Annotated in this window: 22 protein-coding genes and 2 tRNA genes; 10 read left to right on the top strand and 14 right to left on the bottom strand. The window is 72.1% G+C overall.

The features are described 5' to 3' along the window. Positions 1-3: 3 nt before the first annotated feature. Positions 4-1,014: a ribosome small subunit-dependent GTPase A gene (rsgA, locus tag IE177_RS03050; protein WP_190013115.1), complete on the top strand. Its 1,011-nt coding sequence runs from the start codon at positions 4-6 to the stop codon at positions 1,012-1,014. A gap of 87 nt (positions 1,015-1,101) precedes the next feature. Next, positions 1,102-1,425, top strand: coding sequence for a DMT family transporter (locus tag IE177_RS03045; RefSeq protein ID WP_030657145.1), 324 nt, complete (start codon positions 1,102-1,104; stop codon positions 1,423-1,425). Here the strand turns inward: IE177_RS03045 and IE177_RS03040 are convergent. Further along, positions 1,382-2,059: a TetR/AcrR family transcriptional regulator gene (locus IE177_RS03040; RefSeq protein WP_190013114.1), complete on the bottom strand. Its 678-nt coding sequence runs from the start codon at positions 2,057-2,059 to the stop codon at positions 1,382-1,384. The genes IE177_RS03045 and IE177_RS03040 overlap by 44 nt on opposite strands. A 192-nt stretch (positions 2,060-2,251) precedes the next feature. Here IE177_RS03040 and hisN point away from each other — a divergent pair, with 192 nt between their 5' ends. Both hisN and IE177_RS03030 read left to right on the top strand, forming a co-directional pair. Continuing rightward, positions 2,252-3,052: a histidinol-phosphatase gene (hisN, locus tag IE177_RS03035; protein ID WP_190013113.1), complete on the top strand. Its 801-nt coding sequence runs from the start codon at positions 2,252-2,254 to the stop codon at positions 3,050-3,052. A gap of 146 nt (positions 3,053-3,198) precedes the next feature. Then, positions 3,199-3,594: a CBS domain-containing protein gene (locus IE177_RS03030; RefSeq protein ID WP_190013112.1), complete on the top strand. Its 396-nt coding sequence runs from the start codon at positions 3,199-3,201 to the stop codon at positions 3,592-3,594. A 70-nt stretch (positions 3,595-3,664) separates the two neighbouring features. Here the strand turns inward: IE177_RS03030 and IE177_RS03025 are convergent, their stop codons facing one another. Further along, positions 3,665-5,119, bottom strand: a complete 1,455-nt coding sequence (locus IE177_RS03025) for a catalase (protein ID WP_190013111.1) — start codon at positions 5,117-5,119, stop codon at positions 3,665-3,667. Positions 5,120-5,258: 139 nt separating this feature from the next. On the opposite strand from IE177_RS03025, the gene IE177_RS03020 reads away from it, so the two are divergent. Beyond that, the gene (locus tag IE177_RS03020) at positions 5,259-5,675 is read left to right on the top strand and encodes a Fur family transcriptional regulator (protein WP_190013110.1); all 417 of its coding nucleotides are present in this window, start codon (positions 5,259-5,261) and stop codon (positions 5,673-5,675) included. A 124-nt stretch (positions 5,676-5,799) separates the two neighbouring features. On the opposite strand, the gene IE177_RS03015 is transcribed toward IE177_RS03020, so the two are convergent. From IE177_RS03015 to IE177_RS03000, 4 genes are all read right to left on the bottom strand, one after another. Beyond that, a tRNA-Met gene (locus IE177_RS03015) sits at positions 5,800-5,873 on the bottom strand. An 81-nt stretch (positions 5,874-5,954) separates the two neighbouring features. Then, on the bottom strand, positions 5,955-7,766 hold the full coding sequence (locus tag IE177_RS03010; protein ID WP_190013109.1) for a tetratricopeptide repeat protein: 1,812 nt from the start codon (positions 7,764-7,766) through the stop codon (positions 5,955-5,957). A gap of 206 nt (positions 7,767-7,972) precedes the next feature. Next, positions 7,973-8,046 (bottom strand) — tRNA-Met (locus tag IE177_RS03005). A gap of 41 nt (positions 8,047-8,087) precedes the next feature. Then, on the bottom strand, positions 8,088-11,000 hold the full coding sequence (locus IE177_RS03000) for a UPF0182 family membrane protein (RefSeq protein ID WP_190013355.1): 2,913 nt from the start codon (positions 10,998-11,000) through the stop codon (positions 8,088-8,090). Between the two features lie 163 nt (positions 11,001-11,163). Between IE177_RS03000 and IE177_RS02995 the strand changes: the two genes are divergently transcribed. Continuing rightward, positions 11,164-11,706, top strand: a complete 543-nt coding sequence (locus IE177_RS02995) for a PPA1309 family protein (RefSeq protein WP_229815865.1) — start codon at positions 11,164-11,166, stop codon at positions 11,704-11,706. 65 nt (positions 11,707-11,771) lie between these two features. Here the strand turns inward: IE177_RS02995 and IE177_RS02990 are convergent, their stop codons facing one another. The 4 genes from IE177_RS02990 to IE177_RS02975 all read right to left on the bottom strand — a co-directional run bounded on the left by IE177_RS02990 (position 11,772) and on the right by IE177_RS02975 (position 14,963). After that, a complete protein-coding gene (locus tag IE177_RS02990; RefSeq protein WP_190013108.1) occupies positions 11,772-12,869 on the bottom strand; it encodes a YlbL family protein in 1,098 nt (365 codons plus the stop codon). A 50-nt stretch (positions 12,870-12,919) separates the two neighbouring features. Then, entirely contained in the window at positions 12,920-13,093 is a 174-nt protein-coding gene (locus tag IE177_RS02985; protein WP_190013107.1) for a hypothetical protein, read from the bottom strand. A 199-nt stretch (positions 13,094-13,292) separates the two neighbouring features. Then, complete coding sequence (locus IE177_RS02980) at positions 13,293-13,751, bottom strand: molybdenum cofactor biosynthesis protein MoaE (RefSeq protein ID WP_190013106.1); 459 nt, start codon at positions 13,749-13,751, stop codon at positions 13,293-13,295. Between the two features lie 99 nt (positions 13,752-13,850). Next, the gene (locus tag IE177_RS02975) at positions 13,851-14,963 is read right to left on the bottom strand and encodes an SDR family oxidoreductase (RefSeq protein WP_190013105.1); all 1,113 of its coding nucleotides are present in this window, start codon (positions 14,961-14,963) and stop codon (positions 13,851-13,853) included. Positions 14,964-15,152: 189 nt separating this feature from the next. Here IE177_RS02975 and IE177_RS02970 point away from each other — a divergent pair, with 189 nt between their 5' ends. Together IE177_RS02970 and IE177_RS02965 are read left to right on the top strand one after the other, a co-directional pair. Next, on the top strand, positions 15,153-16,592 hold the full coding sequence (locus IE177_RS02970; protein WP_190013104.1) for a zinc-dependent metalloprotease: 1,440 nt from the start codon (positions 15,153-15,155) through the stop codon (positions 16,590-16,592). Further along, positions 16,589-17,110 carry an NUDIX hydrolase gene (locus tag IE177_RS02965; RefSeq protein ID WP_190013103.1) on the top strand — a complete coding sequence of 174 codons (522 nt, stop codon included), beginning with the start codon at positions 16,589-16,591 and terminating at the stop codon, positions 17,108-17,110. The genes IE177_RS02970 and IE177_RS02965 overlap by 4 nt, the downstream gene beginning before the upstream one ends. Before the next feature lie 45 nt (positions 17,111-17,155). On the opposite strand, the gene IE177_RS02960 is transcribed toward IE177_RS02965, so the two are convergent. From IE177_RS02960 to IE177_RS02945, 4 genes are all read right to left on the bottom strand, one after another. Further along, the gene (locus IE177_RS02960) at positions 17,156-17,911 is read right to left on the bottom strand and encodes an AIM24 family protein (RefSeq protein WP_190013102.1); all 756 of its coding nucleotides are present in this window, start codon (positions 17,909-17,911) and stop codon (positions 17,156-17,158) included. 17 nt (positions 17,912-17,928) lie between these two features. Beyond that, complete coding sequence (locus IE177_RS02955; RefSeq protein WP_190013101.1) at positions 17,929-18,609, bottom strand: AIM24 family protein; 681 nt, start codon at positions 18,607-18,609, stop codon at positions 17,929-17,931. 11 nt (positions 18,610-18,620) lie between these two features. Then, positions 18,621-20,282: a TerD family protein gene (locus tag IE177_RS02950; protein ID WP_190013100.1), complete on the bottom strand. Its 1,662-nt coding sequence runs from the start codon at positions 20,280-20,282 to the stop codon at positions 18,621-18,623. Positions 20,283-20,429: 147 nt separating this feature from the next. Next, the gene (locus IE177_RS02945; RefSeq protein WP_190013099.1) at positions 20,430-21,026 is read right to left on the bottom strand and encodes a M48 metallopeptidase family protein; all 597 of its coding nucleotides are present in this window, start codon (positions 21,024-21,026) and stop codon (positions 20,430-20,432) included. A gap of 274 nt (positions 21,027-21,300) precedes the next feature. On the opposite strand from IE177_RS02945, the gene IE177_RS02940 reads away from it, so the two are divergent. Both IE177_RS02940 and IE177_RS02935 read left to right on the top strand, forming a co-directional pair. Continuing rightward, the gene (locus IE177_RS02940; protein ID WP_190013098.1) at positions 21,301-22,515 is read left to right on the top strand and encodes a TOMM precursor leader peptide-binding protein; all 1,215 of its coding nucleotides are present in this window, start codon (positions 21,301-21,303) and stop codon (positions 22,513-22,515) included. Further along, the gene (locus tag IE177_RS02935) at positions 22,508-23,878 is read left to right on the top strand and encodes an ABC1 kinase family protein (protein WP_190013097.1); all 1,371 of its coding nucleotides are present in this window, start codon (positions 22,508-22,510) and stop codon (positions 23,876-23,878) included. Before IE177_RS02940 ends, IE177_RS02935 begins: the two co-directional genes overlap by 8 nt. Positions 23,879-23,911: the final 33 nt, after the last annotated feature.

The raw sequence follows: 23,911 nt of genomic DNA, 5'->3' as shown, positions 1-23,911 counted from the left end.
GTCATGCGCCGCTACGGCAAGCACACCGACGAGGACGACATCCGCAGCCGCCCCAACCGCAAGGGCAACCGGCCGCGGACGAACATCCGGCCCAAGCACGAGGACGCGGCCGGGGGCATGGTCCTCACCGTCGACAGGGGGCGGCTGACCTGCCTGGTCGAGGACCGGGTCGTCATGGCGATGAAGGCACGCGAGCTGGGCCGCAAGGCGGCCGTGGTCGGCGACCAGGTGGCCCTGGTGGGCGATCTGTCCGGCCGGAAGGACACCCTCGCCCGGATCGTGCGCATCGAGGAGCGCTCGTCGGTGCTGCGGCGCACGGCCGACGACGACGACCCCTACGAGCGGGTCGTCGTCGCCAACGCCGACCAGCTGGCGATCGTCACCGCGCTCGCCGACCCCGAGCCCCGCCCGCGGCTGATCGACCGCTGTCTGGTCGCCGCGTTCGACGGCGGCCTGGAGCCGCTGCTGGTGATGACCAAGTCGGACCTGGCCCCGCCGGACAAGCTGCTGGAGCTGTACGGTGACCTCGACATCCCGTTCGTCGTCACCAGCCGCGAGGAGCTGGAGAACGGCGACGCGGCGGGCCGGGTGCGCACCCACCTGGACGGCAGGGTCACGGCGTTCGTCGGTCATTCGGGCGTCGGCAAGACGACCCTGGTCAACGCGCTGGTCCCGGAGGACCGCCGGCGTACGACGGGACATGTGAACGCGGTGACGGGGCGCGGCCGCCACACCACGACGTCGGCCCTCGCCCTGCCCCTGTCGGGCGCGGGCGGCTGGGTGGTCGACACCCCCGGGGTCCGTTCCTTCGGCCTCGCGCACATCGACCCGTCCCGGGTGATCCACGCCTTCCCCGACCTGGAGCCGGGCACGGAGGGCTGCCCGCGCGCGTGCAGTCACGACGAGCAGGACTGCGCGCTGGACGCGTGGGTCGAGGAGGGTCACGCGGACCCGGCGCGGCTGTACTCGCTGCGCCGGCTGCTGGCCACGCGGGAGCGCCGGGAGGGCGACTGAGCGGCTCTCGCGTTGTTTGCGGGGGTGCGGGTCCGGTAAGTGCATAAGCGCACGAGCCGGAGATCCGGACCTACGGGAGGACCGCACATGGCGTGGCTGCTGGTCATAGTGGCCGGGATTCTGGAGACCGGTTTCGCCGTGTGCCTGAAGCTCTCGCACGGGTTCACCCGGCTGTGGCCGACGATCGCGTTCGCCTCGTTCGCGCTCGGCAGTTTCGGTCTGCTGACGCTGTCGCTGAAGAAGCTCGACGTCGGTCCCGCCTACGCCGTGTGGACCGGCATCGGTGCGGCGGGCACCGCGATCTACGGCATGGTCTTCCTCGGTGACCTGGTGTCCACCCTGAAGATCGTCTCGATCAGCCTCGTCATCATCGGGGTGATCGGCCTCCAGCTGTCGGGGTCCGCTCACTAGGGCGGCCGTCCGCGTCCGGGACCGCGTCGCGCACCGCCTGCCGCGGGAACACCGCCCGCACCAGCTCCGCCATGCCGCCTTCCCCCGGTGGCGCCGCCACGCAGGACACGGCGAGGCGTACGGCCAGTTCGCAGGCGCGGGCCAGCTCGGCGGTGTCCGCGGGGGTGACGCCGGGACCGGCCAGCGCGGCCACCGCGCGGTCCCGTACCGCCCGCAGGAGGTCGCCGGGCGCCGGCAGCGGCCCGTCGGCCCGGCGCTGCGCCGGCACCGCGCAGGAGGAGGCCACGGCGGCGAGCGGCGGCGCCGGCAACCGCTCGCTCCAGCAGCCGGTGAGCATGGCCCGCACCAGGGCGTTGTCCCGGGCGGCCGCGGCCGTCCACTCGGCGGCGGCGGTGAGCCGCTCCCGGGGAGCGGCGGGGCCGGCGAGCGCCCGCTCCACCCCGGCGAGGTAGCCGTCGGCCTCGCGCCGCACCAGCGCGCGGGCCAGCCCGTCCTTGCCGCCGAACTCGTTGTACAGGGTCTGCCGGGACACGCCCGCCGACGCGGCGACGTCGACCATCCGCACCGCGGACCACGGCCGGCGCGCGAGGGCCGCGGCGGCGGCGTCCAGTAGTGATTCCCGGGCAGCAGGCATCCTCGCCTCCCTGGGTCGAGCGACTCAGCGCCCAGATTTGACGCGCTTGTATGCACTGTCAAGGGTTCGCGGGGGTTCGGGGCGCTCTTCGGCTTGTATGACACCTGGGGGCCTGGGTCGTGACGCCTCCCGTGCCACGCCCGAACCGCCCCCTGTGGCCCCGTACCGGTGACGGCCGATACCGTTCGTCACATGCCGGACTACCTCGACGACCTGCGCCTCGCCCACGTCCTCGCGGACGCCGCCGACGCGACCACCATGGACCGCTTCAAGGCTCTCGACCTGAAGGTGGAGACGAAGCCGGACATGACGCCGGTGAGCGAGGCGGACAAGGCGGCGGAAGAACTGATCCGCAGCCAGCTCCAGCGCGCCCGCCCGAGGGACGCGGTCCTCGGCGAGGAGTACGGCGTCGAGGGCACCGGCCCCCGCCGCTGGGTGATCGACCCCATCGACGGCACCAAGAACTACGTACGCGGCGTCCCCGTCTGGGCCACCCTCATCTCCCTGATGGAGGCGGGCGAGGGCGGGTACGAGCCCGTCGTCGGCGTCGTCTCCGCCCCCGCCCTCGGCCGCCGCTGGTGGGCGGCGAAGGGCCACGGCGCGTTCACCGGCCGCAATCTGACCTCCGCGACCCGCATCCACGTCTCCCGCGTCGGCGACCTCGCGGACGCCTCCTTCGCGTACTCCTCCCTGTCCGGCTGGGAGGAGCGGGGCCGCCTCGACGGCTTCCTGGACCTCACCCGCAAGGTGTGGCGCACGCGCGCGTACGGCGACTTCTGGCCGTACATGATGGTCGCCGAGGGCAGCGTCGACCTCTGTGCCGAGCCGGAACTGTCCCTGTGGGACATGGCCGCCAACGCGATCGTCGTCACCGAGGCCGGCGGCACCTTCACCGGCCTCGACGGCCGGTCCGGCCCGCACGGCGGCGACGCGGCCGCGTCGAACGGCCTGCTGCACGAGGAGCTGCTGGGGCACCTCGGCGGGCGCTCCTGACGGGGGGAGGCTCGCGCGCGCCCCCAACTGGCGCCGCACGCCCTCTTGTTGACCCTCCCTTTGCCTGCCACTCTGAGGCTACCCCCACTTGTGAACTTGTGAATCCCGGCACAAAGGCCGGAGATTCCTAGGAGGTGGCCTCATCCATGCTCGTCCGTGACGCCATGAGCACGGTGATCCTCACCGTCGGCCCCGCTCACACCCTTCGCCAGGCAGCCGCCCTGATGTCCGCACGCCGCGTCGGCGCGGCCGTGGTCCTCGACCCGGACGCCGGAGGCATCGGCATCCTCACCGAACGCGACATCCTCAACTCCGTCGGCCTGGGCCAGAACCCGGACGCCGAACACACCCACGCCCACACCACCACCGACGTCGTCTTCGCCGCCCCGACGTGGACGCTGCGGGAGGCGGCCCGCGCCATGGCCCACGGCGGCTTCCGGCACCTGGTCGTGCTCGACCGCGGCGAGGTGGCGGGGATCGTCTCGGTCCGCGACATCATCGGCTGCTGGATCCCGGCAGCCGAGCCCGAACCCGTGCCCTGACCCCGGACCCGCGAAGGGGGCCGGACCCCGAGCACCGTGGGGTCCGGCCCTGGCCGCGGGAGCGGCCGGCTCAGCCGCGCAGCGCCCGCACCGCCGCGTCCAGCCGCTTGCCGAAGTCGGCGTCGGCGTTCGCGAAGTTGCCGATCGCGCGCTCGGCGATGTCGTCGCGCGAGACCTGGGAGAGCGCGCCGGCGAGGTTGGCGATCAGGCGCTCCTTCTCCTCGTCCGACATCAGCCGGTAGAGGTCGCCCGCCTGCACGAAGTCGTCGTCCTCGGCGTGCGCCGGCGTCGGGTGGTCACCGGTGCCTGCGGTGAAGCCGTCGAACGGCTGCCACAGCGGGCGGCCGGTCTGCCCCGGGCCCCCGAAGCTGTTCGGCTCGTAGTTCTTCGCGCCGCCGTGCCGGCCGTCGTAGAGCTGCCCGTCGCGGGAGTTGGTGCGCGCCTCGGTGGCGTGCGGACGGTTCACCGGGAGGTGGTCGGCGTTGATGCCGACGCGGTAGCGGTGCGCGTCGCCGTAGGCGAAGAGCCGGCCCTGGAGCATCTTGTCGGGCGAGGGGCCGATACCCGGCACGAAGTGCGCGGGCGAGAAGACCGACTGCTCGACCTCGGCGAAGACGTTGCGCGGGTTGCGGTTCAGCTCCAGCCTGCCGATCTCGACGACCGGGTAGTCCGCGTGCGGCCACACCTTGGTCAGGTCGAACGGGTTGAAGCGGTACGTCGCCGCGTCCGCCGCCGGCATGATCTGCACGCCCACGGTCCAGCTCGGGAACTCCCCGCGCTCGATCGCCTCGCGCAGGTCGCGCTGGTGCGAGTCGGGGTCCTTGCCCGCGAGGACCTCCGCCTCCCCGGCGGTGAGGTTCCTGATCCCCTGGTCGGTCTTGAAGTGGTACTTGACCCAGAAGACCTCGCCGGCCTCGTTGTTCCACTGGAAGGTGTGCGAACCGAAGCCGTCCATGTGCCGGTACGACGCCGGGATGCCGCGGTCGCCGAACAGCCAGGTCACCTGGTGCGTGCTCTCCGGGCTCAGGCTCCAGAAGTCCCAGACGTTGTCGGCCTCCGTGGAGCCCGTGTAGGGGTCGCGCTTCTGGGTGTGGATGAAGTCCGGGAACTTGATCGCGTCCCGGATGAAGAACACCGGGGTGTTGTTGCCGACGAGGTCGTAGTTGCCCTCCTCGGTGTAGAACTTCAGCGCGAAGCCACGCGGGTCCCGGACGGCGTCCGCCGCGCCGAGGTTCCCGGCCACCGTCGAGAAGCGCAGGAAGACCTCGGTCTCCTTGCCGGCCTCGGAGAGGAAGGCGGCGCGCGTGTACTTCGTGACGTCGGCGGTCACCGTGAAGGTGCCGTAGGCGCCGGCGCCGCGGGCGTGCACCACGCGCTCCGGGATGCGCTCGCGGTTGAAGTGGGCCAGCTTCTCCAGGAGCAGCTGGTCCTGCACGAGCACCGGCCCGCCGACGCCCGCGGTCTCGCTGTTCTGGTTGTCCGCGACCGGAGCACCGGCCTCGGTGGTGAGCGGTCCCTGCGTCACGTGCGCCTCCTGCGTCCTCGCTGCTTGTCCTGCGACCAAAGTCGTTCCCGATCCTACAATGGACTTTGTCTAAGTCAAATGTCGTTCCAATCTCACACAGGTTCCCAAGCTGGTCAGTGCTGCTGTTACGCTGGTGGCCATGAGCGACCTTCTGGAACGGCTGCGTGGACGCGGATGGCGGATGACCGCGCAGCGACGCGTGGTGGCCGAGGTCCTCGACGGCGAGCACGTCCACCTGACGGCCGACGAGGTCCACGCGCGGGCTGTCGCGAAGCTGCCGGAGATCTCCCGGGCGACCGTCTACAACACGCTGGGTGAGCTGGTCTCGCTGGGCGAGGTGCTGGAGGTCACGACCGACCGGCGCGCCAAGCGGTACGACCCGAACGCGCACCGGCCGCACCACCACCTGGTGTGCGCCCGCTGCGGCGCGATCCGCGACGTCCACCCGACGGGCAACCCGCTCGCCGACCTGCCCGCCGCCGAGCGGTTCGGCTTCACGGTGTCGGACGTCGAGGTGACGTACCGCGGACTGTGTCCGGACTGCGCGAGCGCGTGACGAAGGGGGGCGCGAGCCCCCCTTTTTCTTCTGGCTTTCTTTCTTCTGGCTTTTTTCTTCTGGGCGTGCCCGGGAACGACCGAGGGCCGGAACCCATTTCTGGATTCCGGCCCTCGGGCTTCAGTAGCGGGGACAGGATTTGAACCTGCGACCTCTGGGTTATGAGCCCAGCGAGCTACCGAGCTGCTCCACCCCGCGTCGGTGAATATGACACTACGCGAGAGGAACGCCCGGAAGCAAATCGCTCGGCCGCCGCCGCGCCCACCGCCCGGGGGCACCTCACGCCGACAGCTCCTCGCGCAGCGCGTCCCGCAGCCGCCCCGCCCGCTCCGCGACCTCCGCGGGCCCCAGCGCCACCGCCCGGTCGGCCCACCTCTGCCCCTCGGCCAGCTCACCGCGACGCGCGTAGACCAGGGCCAGCCGCAGCGCCGCCCGCCCGTGCCCGGCGTCGGCGGCCCGCGTCCACCACAGGGCGGCCTCCGGCTCGCTCCCCTCCCGGGCCAGCAGGAGCCCCAGGTTGAACGCGCCGTTGCGCGAGCCGGCCTCCGCGGCCTCCCGGTACCAGCGCGCGGCGTCCACGACGTCACCGCGGGCGGCCGCCAGCATGCCCACCCGCACCTGCGCCCGCCGGTGCCCCTGGGACGCGGCCCGCTCGTACCACTCCTCGCACTCGGACTTCTCGTGCACGATCTCGCCCAGCTCGTGCGCGGGCTCCGGCGGCCGGCGCGCGTCCAGCAGGGTGGCCAGCCGGTAGGCGCCCTCCGCGCTTCCGCCGCCCGCGGCGCAGCGCAGATGCCGCTCCGCCTCCTGCTCGTCGCCGTCGCGCAACCGGGCGATCCCCACCTGCAGCGCGGCCTCGGTGTGCCCCGCCGCTGCCGCCTGCTCGTACCAGCGCAGCGCCGCGCCGTCCTCGCCGCGCCCGGCGTAGAGGATGCCGAGGTTGAACGCGGCGTCCACGCTGCCGGCCTCGGCGGCCTTGGAGAACCACGGCTCGGCCCCGGTCGTGTCGCCGCCCTGGAGCAGCAGGATGGCCAGCGCGTTCGCCGCCTCCCGGTGCCCGGCGTAGGCGGCCCGCCGGTACCACTGCTCGGCCTGTGCCGTCCGCCCCTGCTCCGCGCTGAGCAGCCCGAGGTTGTAGGCGCCGTTGTCGTCGCCGGCGTCCAGTGCGGCCCGGTACCAGCGCTCGGCGGTCTGCGTCTCCCCGCGCTCGGCGTGCAGCGCGCCGAGCGCGTTGGCCGCGTTGCCGTCACCCTCCTGCGCGGCCCGCAGCCACCACACGGCGGCGCTCTCGGTGTCCCCGGCGTCCCTCAGCAGGAAGCCGAGGGCGCAGGCGGCCTGCGGCTCCCCGTCCTTGGCGGAGGTCAGGTACCAGCGTCCGGCCTCCTTGAGGTCCCCGCGCTTCTCCAGGATCGCCCCGAGGTGCAGGGCGGCCCGCCGGTGGCCGCGCGCGGCGGCCTGCCGGTACCACTGCTCGGCCTCCTCGACAGCGTTGTCGGCCCCCTCCCCGTCCTCGCACCCGGCCCGGCCGTCGAGCGCACGCGCCAGCCGGTAGGCGGCCTCCCGGTGCCCGCGCTCGGCGGCGGCCCGCATCCAGCGCTCGGCGCCGGCGTCACCGCGGTGCTCCAGCAGGTCGGCGAGCGCATAGGCGCCGAGGGCGTGGCCCTGCTCGGCGGACTGGCGCAGCCAGTACTCGGCGGCCGGCTCGTCCCCGCGCTCGCGGTGGTGGCGGCCCAGCGCGTGCGCCGCCGCGGCGGAGCCTGCGACGGCGGCGATCCGCCACCACCCGGCGGCCTCGTCGGCGTAGCCCCGCTGGTGCAGCAGGACACCCAGGTTGTTGGCGGCGGCCCGGTCGCCGTCCGCGGTGGCGGCCCGCAGGTGCGGTTCGGCCGCGTCGAGGTCGCCGCGGCGCAGCAGCATGGCCCCGAGGACGCTCACCGCCTCGGTGTCACCGGTGTCGGCGGCCAGCCGCAGCCGCAGTTCCTCGGCGGCTTCCCCCATGTCGTCCCGTTCGCCCCGCGACGCCTCCTCACCGGAAGGCTGCACAAATCGCCCTGTCCCGTACAGAGTTGCCTTGTCCCCCATAACGTCCATCGTCGCACCACCTGCAACCTGGATACACCCGGTATACCGCAGCCCGTGAGGTCACTTGAGCGTTTTGTCGACATGCCCACAGAGAGACAAGTCAAACACAGATGGCCCAACTCCCCACGGCGGCGCGGCCGTCCCTCCCCCTCCGGACATGAGTTCGCACACCACGAAGGCCCGGATCCCTGTAGGATCCGGGCCTTCGACCGCAGTAGCGGGGACAGGATTTGAACCTGCGACCTCTGGGTTATGAGCCCAGCGAGCTACCGAGCTGCTCCACCCCGCGCCGTTGTTCTGCAACCGTACCACGGCGCGGAGTGTCCTTGATCAACTCCCGCTCTTGTCGCTGTTCTTGTCACCGCCCTTGTTCTTGTCGGCGGCCTTGCTCTGTGCGTCCTGGGCCCGCTTGAGCGCGTCCCGCAGTTCCTGCTGCGCCTTGGCGTACGCGTCCCAGTCCGGCCCGTCCGCCTTCTTCAGCGCCTCCTGCCCGGCGTCGAAGGCCTTCTGCGCGTCGTTCAGCGCCTGCTGGACGGTCGGGTTGTTCGACTGCGGCGGCTTGGTGGTGCCGGTGTCCGGTGGCGTGGTGGTCGTGGGCTTCGTGCCGAAGACCTTGTCGAGCGCCTCGCCGAGCGTGTTCTCGAACGCGGTCCTGCCCTCGAACGTGACCAGCACCTTGCGCAGCAGGGGGTACTTGAGTCCACTGCCGCGCACGTAGACCGGCTCGGCGTAGAGGAGTCCCCCGTCCAATGGCACGGTCAGCAGGTTGCCGTACTCGACCTCCGAGTCACCGCCCTTGAGGAGCTTGATCGCGGCGGCGATGTCCTGTTCGGAGTTGAACTGGGACTGGACCTGTTTGGGTCCGTCGACGTTCGTGCTGGTCGGCAGCTTCAGGATTCTGATCCTGCCGTAGTCGCCGCTGCCGGCCTCGGCGTCGACCGACATGAAGGCGCTCAGGTTGTAGCGGCCGTTCGGCGTGAACGTCGTCGAGAGGGAGAACGCCTGCTCGCTCTGGTCGGGCATCTTCATGCTCAGGTAGTACGGCGGCACCGCGTCGCCCGACTTGTTGGTCGGGTCGTCCGGCACCTGCCAGACCTCGCTGCCGGTGAGGAACGTCTGGGCGTTCGTCACGTGGTAGCGGGTGAGCAGTTCGCGCTGCACCTTGAACAGGTCCTGCGGGTAGCGCAGATGGTCCAGCAGGGCCTGGGAGATGGCGCTCTTCGGCTTCACCGTGCCGGGGAAGGCCTTCATCCAGGTCTTCAGCACCGGGTCCTTGGTGTCCCACTCGTACAGCTTGACGTCGCCGGTGTACGCGTCGACGGTCGCCTTCACCGAGTTGCGGATGTAGTTCACCTGGTTCTGCTGGGCCACCACGGTGCGCGAGTTGTTGTTCGCGGTCAGTGAGTCGGCCGTCGTGTCACCGAGGGTCGTACGGGAGGAGTACGGGTAGCCGTTCGACGTCGTGTACGCGTCGACGATCCACTGGATGCGGTGGTTCACGACCGCCGGGTAGGCGTCGCCGTCGATGGTCAGCCAGGGCGCGACCGCCTCGACGCGCTCCTTGGGCGTCCGGTTGTACAGGATCCGCGAGCCCTTGCCGATCGCGCCCGAGTACAGGATCTGCGGCTCGTTGAACGCCACCGCGTACGCGGCCCGGTTGACCGGGTTGTCGAGGTTGACCCCGCTGCCGCCCCGGTAGCTGGTGGTCTTCTCCTGGTCGTTGTCGGAGTAGTCGATCTCCTTCTGGGGACCGCCGACGATGGAGTAGGTGGTGGTCTTCTCGCCGTAGTAGACCCGCTGCTCGTACGTGCCGAGGTCGCCCTGCGACGGCAGGTCGTACTCGGTGAAGACCGGCTCTCCGTTGCGCGTGGCCTCGGTGCCCTTGGCGGCGACCACGCCGTAGCCGTGCGTGTAGCGGAAGTGGTCGTTGATCCAGTTGTTCTTCGGCACGCCGCTCAGGTTCAGCTCGCGCAGCCCGAGGACGGTGTCCTGCTCCTTGCCGTCCTTGGCCGGGTACCGGTCGACGTCCAGATTGGCCGGGAACCCGTAGTAGTTCTTCATCTGCTGGAGCACCTGGAACGTCGGCGAGACGACGTTCGGGTCCATGATGCGCAGGCTGGCCGCGTCGTCGGCGTCGTCACGGAGCTTCGTCATGTCCGTGGTGGGCGACTTGCCCGCGTACTCCGTGACCTCGGTGTCGTCGATGTCGTACGCGTCGCGCGTCGCCTTCAGGTTCTTCTGGACGTACGGCGCTTCCTTGGCCTGCTCGTTGGGCTGGACCTGGAACTTCTGCACGATGGCCGGGTACAGCCCGCCGATCAGGACCGCCGAGAGGACCATCAGGCCGAAGCCGATGACCGGCAGCTGCCAGGTGCGCCGCCACAGCGTGGCGAAGAACAGCAGCGCGCAGATGACGGCGATGCAGAACAGGATCGTCTTGGCCGGCAGGTAGGCGTTGGCGTCGACGTAGCGCAGGCCGGTCCAGTTGTCGGTCGCCTTGAAGTCGCTGGACTTGACGGCGAGCCCGTACCGGTCGAGCCAGTAGGCGACCGCCTTCAGCGCCACGAAGACGCCGAGCAGCACCGACAGGTGCCCGGTCGCGGCGGCCGTGGCTCGCGCGCCGGGGCTGGTCACGCGCAGCCCGCCGTACAGGTAGTGGGTGAGCGCCGCGGCGATCAGGGACAGGATCGTGGCGGCGAAGCCGAAGGCCAGCAGGAACCGGTACCAGGGCAGGTCGAAGGCGTAGAAGGCGACGTCGAGGTGGAACTGCGGGTCCTTCTGGTGGAAGGGCACGCCGTTGACCCACATCAGCCAGAGCCGCCACTGGCCCGACGCCGAGGCGCCGGCGATCAGCCCGACGACGGCGGTCACCGCGAGCAGCAGCCACTTCTTGTACGGCGCGATGCCCATCCGGTACCGGTCGAGGCTCTGCTGCTCCATGGACATGGCACTCAGCGGGGGCCGCAGCCGGTGCGCGAGCCAGATGTTGAGGCCGACCGCCGCGGCCATCAGCAGGCCGAAGACGAAGAAGAGGCCGATCTTGGTCCACAGCATGGTGGTGAACACGGACGAGTAGTGCACCGACCGGTACCACAGCCAGTCCGTCCAGAAGCCCGCGAACATGGTGAACGCCATGCCGAGCACAGCGAGGACACCCAGTGTCATGAGCAGGGTCCGGACGCGCCGGGACGGGCGGCCCGCTCTGATCCGTGGCCCGGTCGGGCCTCCGCCCCGGTCCGGCATCTGGAAAGCCAAGGTGCGCACCTCGAAGTCGCTGTCGATCCGTCAGGCCCCCGTGTTCGCGGGCCCGCCGTGGCCCCCCGTGATCGTGGGCCCACACCTATGCAACTTACTCACGGTTTACTCGGTTCCCGATTCCGGCCGGGAACGAGGCAGGATTGTGACCATGTCCAACACTCCCATGGCAGCGAGCCCGCTCACCCGGGCCGTACTCGAGATCGACGAGTACGTCTCCGGCCTCGGCTGGGACCAGCCCGCTCGCCTCTTCGCCCTTGTCGACACCGCACGGCTGCGGGCCCAGGAACCCTCCCTCGCCGCCCAGCTGGGCCTGGCGGACGACGACGGCACCACCGGTCTCACCCCGATCGAGCAGGACGAGATCCCGTCCGGCAGCCCGCTGGACGAGTTCCTCGGCACCATCGCCTGGCCCGACGCGGTCACCGGCTGCGCACTCTCGGTGGAGCGCCTGATGCTGCCTCCGTCGGCCGAGGCGCAGGTTCCCAAGGGCCTGAGCGAGGCGAGGCTGGCCAAGTGGGTGGCCGATCACCCCGAGCGCCAGGAGGTCCGCATGACGGTCGCGGTGCTGCGCGACGGCAGCCGCGAGTCGGCGCTGCGGCTGCGCGAGAAGGACTCTTCGACGGAGGTCCTGACGGGCCCCGCGCTGGTTCCGGGCCTCGCCGAGGCGCTGGCCGCGACGTTCGCGGACTGACGTCCGGCCGGTACGGCGACGGGGGCGCCCCCATCCGTGGGCGCCCCCTCCGTGTCCCGTGCCGGTCAGCCCTTGGCGGTGCACTTGGGCAGGGCCGCGGTGTTCCCGCCGCGGATGTCCTTCAGGGCGTCGAGCGCGTCACCGATCGTCTTGACCTTGACCAGGGTGAGCCCGCTCGGGGTGTCCTTGGCGGCGGCCGCGCAGTTGTCGGCCGGCGTCAGGAAGTACCGGGCGCCCTTGTCGCGCGCGCCGACGGTCTTCATCTCGATGCCGCCGATCGGCCCGACGGTGCCGTCGTCCTCGATGGTGCCGGTTCCGGCGACGAACGAGCCGCCGGTGAGGCTGCCCGGGGTGAGCTTGTCGTAGATGCCGAGGGCGAACATCAGACCGGCACTGGGCCCGCCCACGTCGGCGAGCTTGATGTCGATGGTGAACGGGAAGGAGTGGTCGGTGCCGGCGGAGATCCCGACGATGGCCCGCTTGGCGCCGCTGTCGGCGGACGTGGTCGTGGTGATGGTGACGTCGCGCGTGCCGGTCGCCGTCCGCTTCGCCTTCTCGGCGGCGGCCTGCTCCTTCGCCGGCACGACGGTGAAGACGACGTCCTGACCGGGCTTGTGCCTGGTCACCAGCTTGGCGACGTCGGAGGGCTGCTTGACCGCCGTGCCGTCCACCGCCTTGATCACGTCACCGGCGTGCAGCCTGCCCTGGGCCGGGGAGCCCTTGACGACGGTGGAGACGATCACCCAGGACTTCACCGGGATGTGCAGCTCCTTCAGGGCGGCGACCTTCGCGCTCTCCTGGGACTGGCTGAACTCCTCGGCGTTCTCCTGGGTGGACTGCTCCTCCGTCTTGCCGTCCGGGTAGAGCGTGTCGTGCGGGACGATCTTGCTGTCGTGCGCCAGCCAGCCGTAGACGGCCTCCACCAGGTTCATCCGGAAGTCCGCGCTGGTGACCCGGACGGTGGTCATGTTGAGGTGACCGTTCGTCGGGTAGGTCTTGCGCCCGGAGATCTGCAGCACCGGCTCGCCCTCGTGGTCCGCCAGCGTGTTCACGGTCGGGCCGGGGGACATCTCCGCGTACGGCACGGGGATGAGCACTCCCGCGCACAGGAGCGCGATCAGCATCAGGGTGGAGGCGAGCATCGTCGCGGTGCGGCGTGGCATGCCACGACAGTACGGGACACCCCTGTCAGCGCACCGTGAGGGCTCCCCCGTCACGCACCACGGGCGCCCGAGTCGGACTTCTCCATGGCCGCGCGGAAGCGGGCGTACCCGTCCAGCTCGGGACCGTCACCGCGCACCTTGCGGGTGCGATTGGCCCAACTGCCCCACAGTCCGGCCGCTATCGCAGCCACCAGCGGAATCAGCAACCAGGCAAGCGCCGCCATGCCGACCTCCCAACCCCATGAGCGTCCGCGACTGACTGATCAGCAGATTAACCATTCGCACGGACAACGCTCACGCCAGGGTGCCGGTTACGCAACCGGAGAGCCCGTTCGGCCGAACGTGACGGAAGGCGCGACAGAGGTCAGCAGGCCGCCCCCACCCGCCCTCCCCCCGCCCGGCCACCACCCCTCGACGACGGCGCTACGCGCCGACCCACTCCTCCGTGCCGTCGGAGAACTTCTGGTGCTTCCAGATGGGCACCTCGTGCTTGAGGTCGTCGATCAGTCTGCGGCAGGCCTCGAAGGCGTCGCCGCGGTGCGGGCACGCCACGGCGACGACGACGGCGAGGTCCCCGACCCGCAGGTCCCCCACCCGGTGGACGGCGGCGAGCGCGCGCACCGGGTGGTCCGCGACGACCTTCTCCGCGATCCGCCGCATCTCGGCCTCGGCACTGGGATGGCAGGAGTACCCGAGCGCGTCCACGTCGGCGCCCCCGTCGTGGTTGCGCACGGTGCCCACGAACAGCGCGATCCCGCCGGCGGCGGCGTCCCCGACGGCCTGGAAGACCTCGTCCACGGAGAGGGCGGTCTCCCGGACGCCGATCAGCTTGATGGGCTCCTGGGCCGCCTGCTCACCGGGGTGCTCGTTCGTGTGTGCCATGCCCCCATCGTGCCGCACGCGTCCGGTCCCCCGGAATACGGGTTCTCCCCCGCACGCGCGCGGGCGCTTTCGGATGCTCCTGCAGCGCCGCTCGCCGCCTCACACGCGCCGCCGGGCCTTGCGGGCCCGCCGGACCACGGCGGCGGCGCCGAGCAGGGCCACCGTCGCCCCCGCGGCTCCCGCGGCCGTCGCGTCCTTGCGCCCCAGCCGCCGCCCGGCCACGGTGTGCCGTCCGGAGACCTCCTCCAGCAGCTCCGCGAGCACGTCCTCGTTGGTCCACTTCGGCCGCCACCCGGCGTCGTGCAGCCGGCTTCCGGAGACCACCCAGGGGTACATCGTGTAGGCCAGGTCCCCCGCCGGGGACGGGGTGAGCCCGATCCGGTGCAGGCGGGCCGCAGCGCCGAGCGCGACCGCCGACGGCAGTTCCATCCGCCGGATGCCGCTCAGCTCCTCGACCTCCTCCTGCTCCAGCCATCCGTCGCAGCCGACGGCCAGCTCCCCGTCGACCTTCTCCACGACGGCGTACTCCAGGGCGCTGCACAGGTCCTCGACGTGGCAGAACTGCCACGCGGGCCGCGAGCCTGCGACGACGAGGAGCCGCGGCGACTCGAAGTAGCGGGTCAGCGCGGTGTCCGTGCCCCCGACGAGGACGGCCGGCCGCACCACGGTGACGTTCAGCCCGGGATGGGCCCGCGGCGCCCGGCGCGCCAGCCGCTCGATCTCCAGCAGGTCCCCGACGCCCGTCGCCTCGGCCGTCGCGCGCAGCTCGGCGTCCTCCGAGAGGGGCAGCTCGTTGTCCGGCAGCGCGCCGTAGACCATCGCCGAGGTGCACAGCACCACCCGGTGCACCCCGGCGGCCGCGGCGGCCGTCAGCACGGTCTGGGTCCCCCGGACGTTGTAGGCCGTGCGGGCCGCCGGATCGGTCTCCAGGTCGAGGTCGAGGGCGAGGTGCACGACCACGTCGGCGCCGCGCAGCTTGTCCGCGATGGCGGGGTCGCGGACGTCGAGGATGTGCCACTGGGCGTCGGCGCACTCCCCGCGCCGCTCGTCGATGGCGACGACCTGCTTGATCTCCTCACTGGCGGCCAGCCGCTCGGTGAGCAGGGCGCCCACCCCGGTGGCGGCGCCGGTGACCGCGACGACGGGCCCGCGCACGGCGGGAGGGGTTGAACGGTTTCGCGCTGCGCGAACCTGCGGATCTGGGGAACTCACCGGGCGTCTCCAGCGGTTGTCTTCTGTACGGGCGCGAGTGAGGCGCACGTACCAGGTGCATCCATCCTGCCGCAGGCCTGTCGTGGGCGAAGCACCGAGGCCCGATCGGGCCGGGGTGTCTACGCTGGGTGGTGACGTCGGGCAGCCGCGCCGCCGGAGAACCGGTGGCCTTACCAGCCGAGGAACCCCGTGAGTGACACCCCATTCGGATTCGGCCTTCCGCCGGAGGAGCCGGAAGACGGCGACGAGGGCAAGAAGAAGGACCAGCAGAGCGGTGGTGAGCAGGGACCGGCCAACCCGTTCGGTTTCGGGCTGCCCGGAGCCGGCGGCTTCGGCGGCCCCGGCGCCGACAACCCGCTCGCAGCCATGTTCGGCTCCCTGAACCCCACCGACCTGGGCGCCGCCTTCCAGCAGCTGGGCCAGATGCTCTCCTACGAGGGCGGCCCGGTGAACTGGGACATGGCCAAGCAGATCGCCCGCCAGACGGTCTCCCAGGGCGCCCCGGACGGCACGAAGGACGCCAGCGTGGGCCCGTCCGAGCGCAGGGCGGTCGAGGAGGCCGTGCGCCTGGCCGACCTGTGGCTGGACGACGCGACCTCCCTGCCGTCGGGTTCCGCCTCCGCGGTGGCCTGGTCCCGCGCGGAATGGGTCGAGGCGACCCTGCCCGCCTGGCAGGAGCTGGTCGACCCGGTCGCCGAGCGGGTCGGCGCGGCCATGGGCGATGTCCTGCCCGAGGAGATGCAGGCCATGGCGGGCCCGCTGATCGGCATGATGCGCTCGATGGGCGGTGCCATGTTCGGCACCCAGATCGGGCAGGCCGTCGGGGTGCTCGCGGGCGAGGTCGTCGGCTCCAGCGACATCGGCCTGCCGCTGGGCCCGGCCGGGCGCGCGGCGCTGCTCCCGGCCAACGTCGAGGCCTTCGGCAAGGACCTCGGCGTCCCGCAGGAGGAGGTGCGGCTGTACCTGGCCCTGCGCGAGGCCGCCCACCAGCGTCTGTTCTCGCACGTGCCGTGGCTGCGCTCGCACCTGTTCGGCGCGGTCGACGGCTACGCGCGCGGCATCAAGGTCGACACGGCCAAGCTGGAGGACGTGGTCGGCCAGTTCGACCCGCAGAACCCCGAGCAGCTGCAGGACGCCCTCCAGCAGGGCATGTTCCAGCCGGAGGACACTCCCGAGCAGAAGGCCGCGCTGGCCCGCCTGGAGACCGCTCTGGCGCTCGTCGAGGGCTGGGTGGACGCGGTTGTCCACGCGGCCGCGAAGCCGCGCCTGTCGTCCGCCGACGCACTGCGCGAGACCCTGCGCCGCCGCCGCGCCACCGGCGGCCCGGCGGAGCAGACGTTCGCCACGCTGATCGGCCTGGAGCTGCGCCCGCGCCGGCTGCGCGACGCCTCCCGGCTGTGGGCGTCCCTCACGGACGCGCGCGGGGTCGACGGCCGGGACGCCCTGTGGCACCACCCGGACATGCTGCCGACGGCCACCGACCTGGACGACCCGGACGGCTTCGTGCACCGCGAGCAGCTGGACTTCTCCGAGCTGGACAGGATGCTCGGCGAGGCGGCGGGCGGCTCCGCGGACGGGCCCGACCTGCGCAAGAAGGACGACGACGACAAGGGCGACGACGCCGAGTGAGCCTTCACGACGACGCGGTCCTCGTGCTCAAGGCGTACGAGGGCCAGGAAGAGCTGCGCCAGGCCTACCTGGACCACCTTGCGGCCCACCCGGACGGCATGTGGAAGGCCTGCGGGGACGGTCACCTGACGGCGAGCGCGCTGGTGGTCGACCCCGAGGCGGGCCGGGTCCTGCTCACCCTGCACAGGAAGCTGCGGATGTGGCTGCAGATGGGCGGCCACTGCGAACCGGCCGACACCACCGTGGCGGCCGCCGCCCTGCGGGAGGCGACGGAGGAGTCCGGGATCGCGGGGCTGTCCCTGCTGCCCGGCGGCCCGGTCCGCCTGGACCGGCATCCCATCCCGCCGCCCTGCCACCGCCACCTCGACGTCCAGTACGCGGTCCTGGCCCCGCCGGGGGCCGTCCAGGCGATCAGCGAGGAGTCGCTGGACCTGCGCTGGTTCGCGTACGACGAGGTGGCGGACGTCGCGGACGGGTCGGTCGTACGCCTGCTCGAAGCAACCCGCGCCCGGCTCTGAAGCGGTGAGGGGCGACCGCCCTCGCGGTCGCCCCTCGCGCGCCTCTCAACTCCAGACGTTGCCCTGGTTCTGCCCACGCGCGCCCTGCTGCCCCATGCCGAACTGCGCGGCGATCCCCTGACCGATCTGCGCGTTCTGCGGCGGCAGCAGCTCACTCGGCTGGACGAGCGCGAACCCGGAGCCCATGAAGCTCAGCTCCCAGCCCTCCCCGGTGCTGCCGCGCCTGCGCCACACACCGGACGAGTGCGTCTGCGCCTGCATCTGCACGCGCAGCCCGGTGGACCAGGCGACGATCGCGTCCGCGTCGCAGTTGACGTACCTGTCGGGCGTGACCTGCATCAGCAGCGGCGCGCCCGAGGTCATCAGGGCGACCCTGCCGCGCCCGGTGATGTTCAGCTGGTACTTCCCGGAGCCGGAGATGCCGTAGAGGCTGTCGACGGCGATGACCTCGTGGTGCAGCGAGGAGTCCATGGCGAGGACGTAGGAGCTGTCGACGGTCAGCCCGTCCTGCTCGACGTCCATGAGGTGCACGTGCTGGGCGAGGTTGGCGAGGTAGACGATGCCCTGGCCGTGACAGCGCATCAGGTCCAGGCCCTCACCGGTGTGCGCACGCGCGCGTGCCTGGTTGTTGCTTCGGTACTCGGCGTCGAACTCGACGAGTCCCTGGTAGGCCACCATGGTGCCCTTGCGGGCGAGGATGTCGTCGTGGCCCTCCAGGGTGACGCGGAGCATCTGCTTGTTCTGCAGGCTCCAGCGCTCCTGGGTCTGCGAGTCGTTGTGGGCGAAAAGCGGGCTCTGCATGATGTTCTGGCTCCCCCTCAGCCCCGGACCCGGAGGCGGTCGGTGCTGTCCTCACTGGGCTGGACGACGACGATGCCCTGGCCGGAGAAGGCCATCTGGTAGGCCTCGCCGCTGCCCCGGCCGATCAGCGACTGCGCCTTGAAGCTGCGCTTGCCCTTCACCTTCAGGTTCGGGGACCAGGCGACGAGCGCGTCGGGGTCGACGTAGGTCTCGTCCTCGCCGCCGCCGCAGTCGACGACGATCGGCTTGCCGCGGGAGGTCAGCGCGACCCAGCCCTGCCCGGAGATCTTCGTGTTCCACAGGCCCTGCCCGGCGAACTTCGCGAGCCCCTTCACCCGCTCCACGCCCCAGCTCAGGTGGGCGTCGAAGGCGAGGAGGTTGGTGGCGTTGACGGAGATGCCGTCGCCGTTGAGGTTGATCACGACCACGTCGGCGCCGTAGTCGGCGAGGTAGAGCAGGCCGTCGCCGGAGCACTTCATCAGCGGGGCGCCCTCGCCGGTCATCCAGTCACGGGCGATCTGGCGGACGGCCGGCGGGTTGGGCTCGTACTGGATGAAGCCTTCGTAGGCGACCATCGAGCCCACGCGCGCGAGGAGGTCGTTGCCGGTCTGCATGGCGACCTTCAGCATGTGGTTGCCGTGGTTCTCCATGCGGGCGGTGACGGGTGCGGGGGCGTAGCCCGCGAGCGGCTGGTTCATGACGGGCTCCCTCAGACCTCGTACGGCTGGACGACGATGAAGTTGCCGGGCGCGCCCCGGAACTGGAGGTTGACGCTCTCTCCGGTGTCGCCCGGGTAGGCGTTGCGGCGCATCCGGACCTGGCTGGAGACGATCACCTGGGAGGCGGCCGACCAGGCGACGACGGCGTTGCAGTCGGCGAAGGTGGTCGGCGTGACCGGCAGCACCACGGGCGTGCCGTGCGTCTTGACGACGATCGTGCCGGTGCCCTGGAACTGCATGGTGAACAGCGCGCCGCCGGGGATGCCGTGGCCCTCGACGCGGCGGACCTCGTAACTCAGGCTCTCGTCGAAGGCGAGGACGTTCTCGGCCGACACGCAGATGGCGTCGCCCTGCAGCTCGACCGGGTGCAGGTGGGCGGAGTTCTCGGCGAGGAACACCTGGCCCTGGCCGGTGCAGCGCATCAGCTGCATCTCCTGGCCGGTGGCGTTGCCGACGATCCGGCCGGCGAACCCGGCGCCCTTGTAGCCGAAGTCGACCTTGCCCTGGTAGAGCACCATGCTGCCCTGCCGGGCCAGCACCGGCTGGCCGCCGATGCCGAGGTCGACGCGGATGAGCTTCTTGTTCTGCTGCGTCCAGCGCTGGCCGGTCGGCGTCTCCTTGAACGCCTGGAGCGCGGCCGTCACTCCGGCACCGCCCTGCGGGGCGGCCTGCGGCACTCCGTAGGGCGCGGCCTGCTGGCCGGGGACCTGGCCGTAGCCGGGGGGCATGGGCGCGGCCGGCTGGCCGCCGTGGGAGGGCGGCTGCCGGCCGTATCCGGGCGGCAGCGGCGCGCCGGGCTGTCCGCCGTACGACGGCTGCTGGGGCGGCTGGCCGTAGGGCGCCGGGGGCGGGACGGCGGCGCCGGCCGGCGGGGCCAGCGGGGCGATGACCGTCGGCGCGGCGTGCATGTTCGGCGCGGGGGCCGGGGGCGGCGTGTGGCCGGGCGGCGGCGCGAAGCCCTGCGGCGCGGGGGCCGGGGCGGCCTGCGGCACGGGGGCGGGTGCCGGAGCGGGAGCCGGGGCCGCCGGGGCTCCGAACGCGGGCGGTGCCGCGGCCTGGGCGGGCGGCGCGAAGCCCGGCGCGGCGCCGGTCTGCGGGGCTTGCGGGGCCGCGGGCGCCTCCTCCTCCAGCACCTCGCCGCCGAAGTTCCTCAGCAGCGCGTCCAGACCGCCGTCGAAGCCCTGGCCGACGGCCGCGAAGCGCCAGCCGTCCTTGAAGTAGAAGTCGCCGAGCATCACGGCCCGCTCGGTGGAGAACTCCGAGCCGCTGAAGGAGTACCGGGCGACCTCTTCGCCGCCCGCCACGATGCGCAGGTGTCCGGGTGCGATCTGCGACATCTGCCCGGCGCCGTCGAGGGTCGCCGTGAACGACAGCTTGCGGATGTGCGACGGGATCCGGTCGAGCGTGACCCGGAAGGACTCCGTGTCGCCCGCCTGGGCACCCAGCAGCTGGACGGACTCCTCCGGCGTCTTCGGCTGGTTGAAGAAGACGAAGTACCGGTCGTCCGACAGGCGCTCGTCGGCGTCCAGACCGAAGCAGCTGATGTCGAAGGTCAGTCCGGGGGCGGAGATCTGCACGCCTACGTACAGATCCGTGCCCGCCGTGAGGTCACTGATCCTGGCCTTGTGGCCGCGTTGGAATTCCCTGGCCATGCGTTACGACCGTCCCCCATCCCGAATGCGAGTGCGTCGCGCCAGGCTAACGGCAATGGCCGGTATCGGCCCCCGCCGGGGCTGGTCGGTACAGAGCCGGTACACAATCGCGGTCGGCCGCTCACCTGTGCCGGGCGGCCGGGACGCTCACCGGCCGCGCGCGCCGGGCACGTGCGGCAGCCGTTCGGCGGCGACCACCCCTTCGAGGTAGCCGCGGGCGCGCTCGGTGCGCGGATAGGCCTCCAGCAGCCGCCAGAAGCCGGGGCCGTGACCGGGCACCAGCAGATGCGCCAGCTCGTGGCAGAGCACGTAGTCGATCACGTACTCGGGCATGCCCTGCAGGCGGTGCGAGAGCCGGATGCTGCCCTCGGCCGGGGTGCACGAGCCCCAGCGGGTGTTCTGGTTGGTGACCCAGCGCACGGAGACGGGCCGGGCCCGGCCGCCGAAGTACTGGGCCGACAGCCGCTCGGCGCGCTCGGCCAGCTCGGCGTCGCCCAGTTGGCGCTTGCTCTCCTGGGCGGCGAGCTTGTCGAGCATGACGGTCACCCAGCGCTGCTCCTCCGCCTTCGTCATCCGGGCGGGGATCAGCACGACGGTGCGATCGCCCTCTCGGTACGCGGAGACCGTGCGGCGGCGCCGGTCACTCCTGCGGACCTCGATCGGGCTCGCCCCCGAGCCGCCGGGCGGCTGGCTCGTCGTGCTGCGCTGTTGCTGTCCGGCGCGGTGCAGGGGGTCGGCGGGCACGCCCCGACGTTACCCGCTGCGCACGGCCGAAGTCCCGGCTCCCGGGTGGTTGGCTGCCGATGCCCCACCATGCGTTTGATTCGTACGACCAGCCCTAGAGTCCTTTTTGCACCATCTCATCCCGAATGATTCATATGACGAACATCGCGCACTTGTGGACAACTCTCGGCATGCGGGGCCCGGGCCGTGCATGCTGGCAGGCGTCGGCGGAGCCTCACCGGTCGCGCCGGCGGACGGATGTTCCGTGATGTGCCGACGGGAAAGGGGGTCAGTCATGCATCCGATGGTGAAGACGGCGCTGCGGCGCGGCTGGCGCGATCTCGACACCGTGCAGTTCGGGATGACCCCGGCGCACGCGGTGACGCTCGGTCCCGTGGACAAGCCGACGGGCGGCTTCCTGGAGCTGCTCAACGGCACCCGCGGGCTGCCCCTGCTGCGCGAGGAGGCCCGCCGCATGGACCTGCCGGAGGGCCGTGCCGACGAACTGGTGCGGCGGCTGGCCGGCGCGGGCCTGGTCGACGACGCGCGCGGCGGCGGGCCGGCCGCCGAGGCCATGCGGGGCAAGGAGGACGTCCTGCGCCGGCTGCGCCCCGATATCGCCTCCCTGACCCTGACCACCTCCGAGCCGGGCGGCGCGCTCGCCCGGCTCGCCGCCCGCCGCACCCTGCGGGTGCGGGTGCGGGGCGCCGGGCGGGTGGGCGCCCTGCTGGCGTCGGTGCTGTCGGGCGCCGGCGTCGGCGAGGTCGACGTACGCGACGCCGGCCGTGTCGAGCCCTGGGACGTGGCACCGGGCGGACTGCCCGCCGAGTCCCTCGGGGAGCGCCGGGACGCGGCCGCCCGTGCCGCGGTCCGCCGCGCGGCACCGGACCGGCCGCCGCGTCACCCCCACTCCCGCGGCTCGGGCGCCACGGACCCCGGCCTCTCCCTGGTGGTCTTCGCGCCGCGGGACGACGTGGCCGTGCACGCACCGGACCCGCTCACCGCCGAGCCGCTGATGGCCTCCGGAACGCCGCACCTGTACGCCGGTGTCGTGGAGGGCACCGGGGTGGTGGGTCCGCTCGTCCTGCCCGGCGAGTCGGGCTGCGCGGGTTGTCTGCACGAGGACCGCACGGACCGGGACGCGGCCTGGCCCAGACTCCTCTCCCAGTGGCGCTCCGGCCGCGCCCGCCGGACCGGGGCCTGCGACCTGACGCTGGCCTCGGCGGTCGCCGGGCTGGCCGCGGCGCACGCCCTGGCCTTCCTCGACGGCGGGTCGCCGTCGAGTCTGGGAGCCCGCTGGGAGATGTCCGTACCCGGTCTGAACTGGCATTCCCGGCCGGTCGAGCCGCATCCGGCGTGCGGGTGCGGCGCGGCGCGCAGAGCTGACCGGGAGCACTCCCCAAGCGGCGGACAGCCGCGCGGGACAATGGCGGTGCAAAGGCCGTCGACGGAGCGGCGACGCGCGGCAGGTGCGGCGCGGCCGACTGTGACTTGGAGGGCGCATGTCTGATCTTCCACGGAAGGCGGTCACCCGGACCGCCAAGCTCGCCGCGCTCCCGCTCGGCTTCGCCGGCCGGGCCACCTGGGGGCTGGGCAAGCGGATCGTGGGCGAGTCCGCGGAGATCGTCGGCCGGGAGCTGCAGCAGCGCACGGCCGAGCAGCTGTTCAAGGTGCTCGGGGAGCTCAAGGGCGGCGCCATGAAGTTCGGGCAGGCGATGTCCGTCTTCGAGTCCGCGCTGCCCGAGGAGATCGCCGGCCCCTACCGTGCGGCTCTGACCAAGCTCCAGGAAGCGGCGCCCCCGATGCCGACCCGCACCGTGCACGCGGTGCTGGAGGAGCGGCTGGGGCCGGACTGGCGGGAGCTGTTCGAGGAGTTCGAGGACAAGCCGGCGGCGGCCGCCTCGATCGGCCAGGTGCACCGGGCGGTCTGGCACGACGGCCGCGAGGTGGCCGTCAAGGTGCAGTACCCCGGTGCCGGCGAGGCCCTGCTGTCCGACCTCGGTCAGCTGAGCCGCTTCGCCCGGCTGCTGGGACCGCTCATCCCCGGCATGGACATCAAGCCGCTCATCGCGGAACTGAAGGACCGCGTCTCCGAGGAGCTGGACTACGGGCTGGAGGCCCAGGCCCAGGCCGCGCACGCGGAGGAGTTCGCGGACGACCCGGACGTGGTGGTGCCGTCGGTGGTGCACCAGAGCGATCAGGTCCTGGTGACCGAGTGGATCGACGGCATCCCGCTGTCCGAGGTCATCGCGGACGGCACCGAGGAGCAGCGCGACCGGGCCGGCCAGCTCCTGGCCCGCTTCCTGTTCTCGGGACCGGCCCGCACCGGCCTGCTGCACGCCGACCCGCATCCGGGCAACTTCCGGCTGATCCCCGGCGGTCCGGCCGGCGAGGACGACTGGCGCCTGGGCGTCCTGGACTTCGGCACGGTCGACCGGCTCCCCGGCGGCCTGCCCTCGCCGATCGGCGTCTCGCTCAGGCTGACGCTGGACGGCGACGCCGAGACCGTCTACGAACTCCTGTGCGCGGAAGGCTTCGTGAAGGAGTCCATAGAGCTAGACCCCGACGCGGTGCTCGACTACCTGCTGCCGATCATCGAGCCGGCCCGGGCCGAGGAGTTCACCTTCACCCGCTCCTGGATGCGCGGCCAGGCCGCCCGCGTCGCCGACCCCCGGTCCCCCGCCTACCAACTGGGCAAGCGGCTCAACCTGCCGCCCGCCTATCTGCTGATCCACCGGGTGACGCTCAGCACGATCGGGGTGCTGTGCCAGCTGGGCGCCACGGTACGGCTGCGGGAGGAACTGGAGGAGTGGCTGCCGGGATTCGTCCCCGGCGGCGAGCCGGCCGAGGAGGAGTCGGCGGCGGAGGCCTGATGCGGGGGTGCCCGGCCGCCGGGCACAACGCAC

Source organism: Streptomyces lucensis JCM 4490 (assembly GCF_014650035.1).
GTDB lineage: Bacteria > Actinomycetota > Actinomycetes > Streptomycetales > Streptomycetaceae > Streptomyces > Streptomyces lucensis.
Note: the sequence above shows the minus strand (reverse complement) of the source record. Positions and strands in the feature narration are given on the sequence as shown.

Bases quoted from the DNA above. Each gene is read 5' to 3' on its own strand.
- rsgA (WP_190013115.1), top strand. From the start codon at position 4: ATGCGCCGCTACGGCAAGCACACCGACGAGGACGACATCCGCAGCCGC.
- IE177_RS03045 (WP_030657145.1), top strand. From the start codon at position 1,102: ATGGCGTGGCTGCTGGTCATAGTGGCCGGGATTCTGGAGACCGGTTTC.
- IE177_RS03040 (WP_190013114.1), bottom strand. From the start codon at position 2,059: ATGCCTGCTGCCCGGGAATCACTACTGGACGCCGCCGCCGCGGCCCTC.
- hisN (WP_190013113.1), top strand. From the start codon at position 2,252: ATGCCGGACTACCTCGACGACCTGCGCCTCGCCCACGTCCTCGCGGAC.
- IE177_RS03030 (WP_190013112.1), top strand. From the start codon at position 3,199: ATGCTCGTCCGTGACGCCATGAGCACGGTGATCCTCACCGTCGGCCCC.
- IE177_RS03020 (WP_190013110.1), top strand. From the start codon at position 5,259: ATGAGCGACCTTCTGGAACGGCTGCGTGGACGCGGATGGCGGATGACC.
- IE177_RS03010 (WP_190013109.1), bottom strand. From the start codon at position 7,766: ATGGACGTTATGGGGGACAAGGCAACTCTGTACGGGACAGGGCGATTT.
- IE177_RS03000 (WP_190013355.1), bottom strand. From the start codon at position 11,000: ATGCCGGACCGGGGCGGAGGCCCGACCGGGCCACGGATCAGAGCGGGC.
- IE177_RS02995 (WP_229815865.1), top strand. From the start codon at position 11,164: ATGTCCAACACTCCCATGGCAGCGAGCCCGCTCACCCGGGCCGTACTC.
- IE177_RS02990 (WP_190013108.1), bottom strand. From the start codon at position 12,869: ATGCCACGCCGCACCGCGACGATGCTCGCCTCCACCCTGATGCTGATC.
- IE177_RS02985 (WP_190013107.1), bottom strand. From the start codon at position 13,093: ATGGCGGCGCTTGCCTGGTTGCTGATTCCGCTGGTGGCTGCGATAGCG.
- IE177_RS02980 (WP_190013106.1), bottom strand. From the start codon at position 13,751: ATGGCACACACGAACGAGCACCCCGGTGAGCAGGCGGCCCAGGAGCCC.
- IE177_RS02960 (WP_190013102.1), bottom strand. From the start codon at position 17,911: ATGCAGAGCCCGCTTTTCGCCCACAACGACTCGCAGACCCAGGAGCGC.
- IE177_RS02955 (WP_190013101.1), bottom strand. From the start codon at position 18,609: ATGAACCAGCCGCTCGCGGGCTACGCCCCCGCACCCGTCACCGCCCGC.
- IE177_RS02950 (WP_190013100.1), bottom strand. From the start codon at position 20,282: ATGGCCAGGGAATTCCAACGCGGCCACAAGGCCAGGATCAGTGACCTC.
- IE177_RS02940 (WP_190013098.1), top strand. From the start codon at position 21,301: ATGCATCCGATGGTGAAGACGGCGCTGCGGCGCGGCTGGCGCGATCTC.
- IE177_RS02935 (WP_190013097.1), top strand. From the start codon at position 22,508: ATGTCTGATCTTCCACGGAAGGCGGTCACCCGGACCGCCAAGCTCGCC.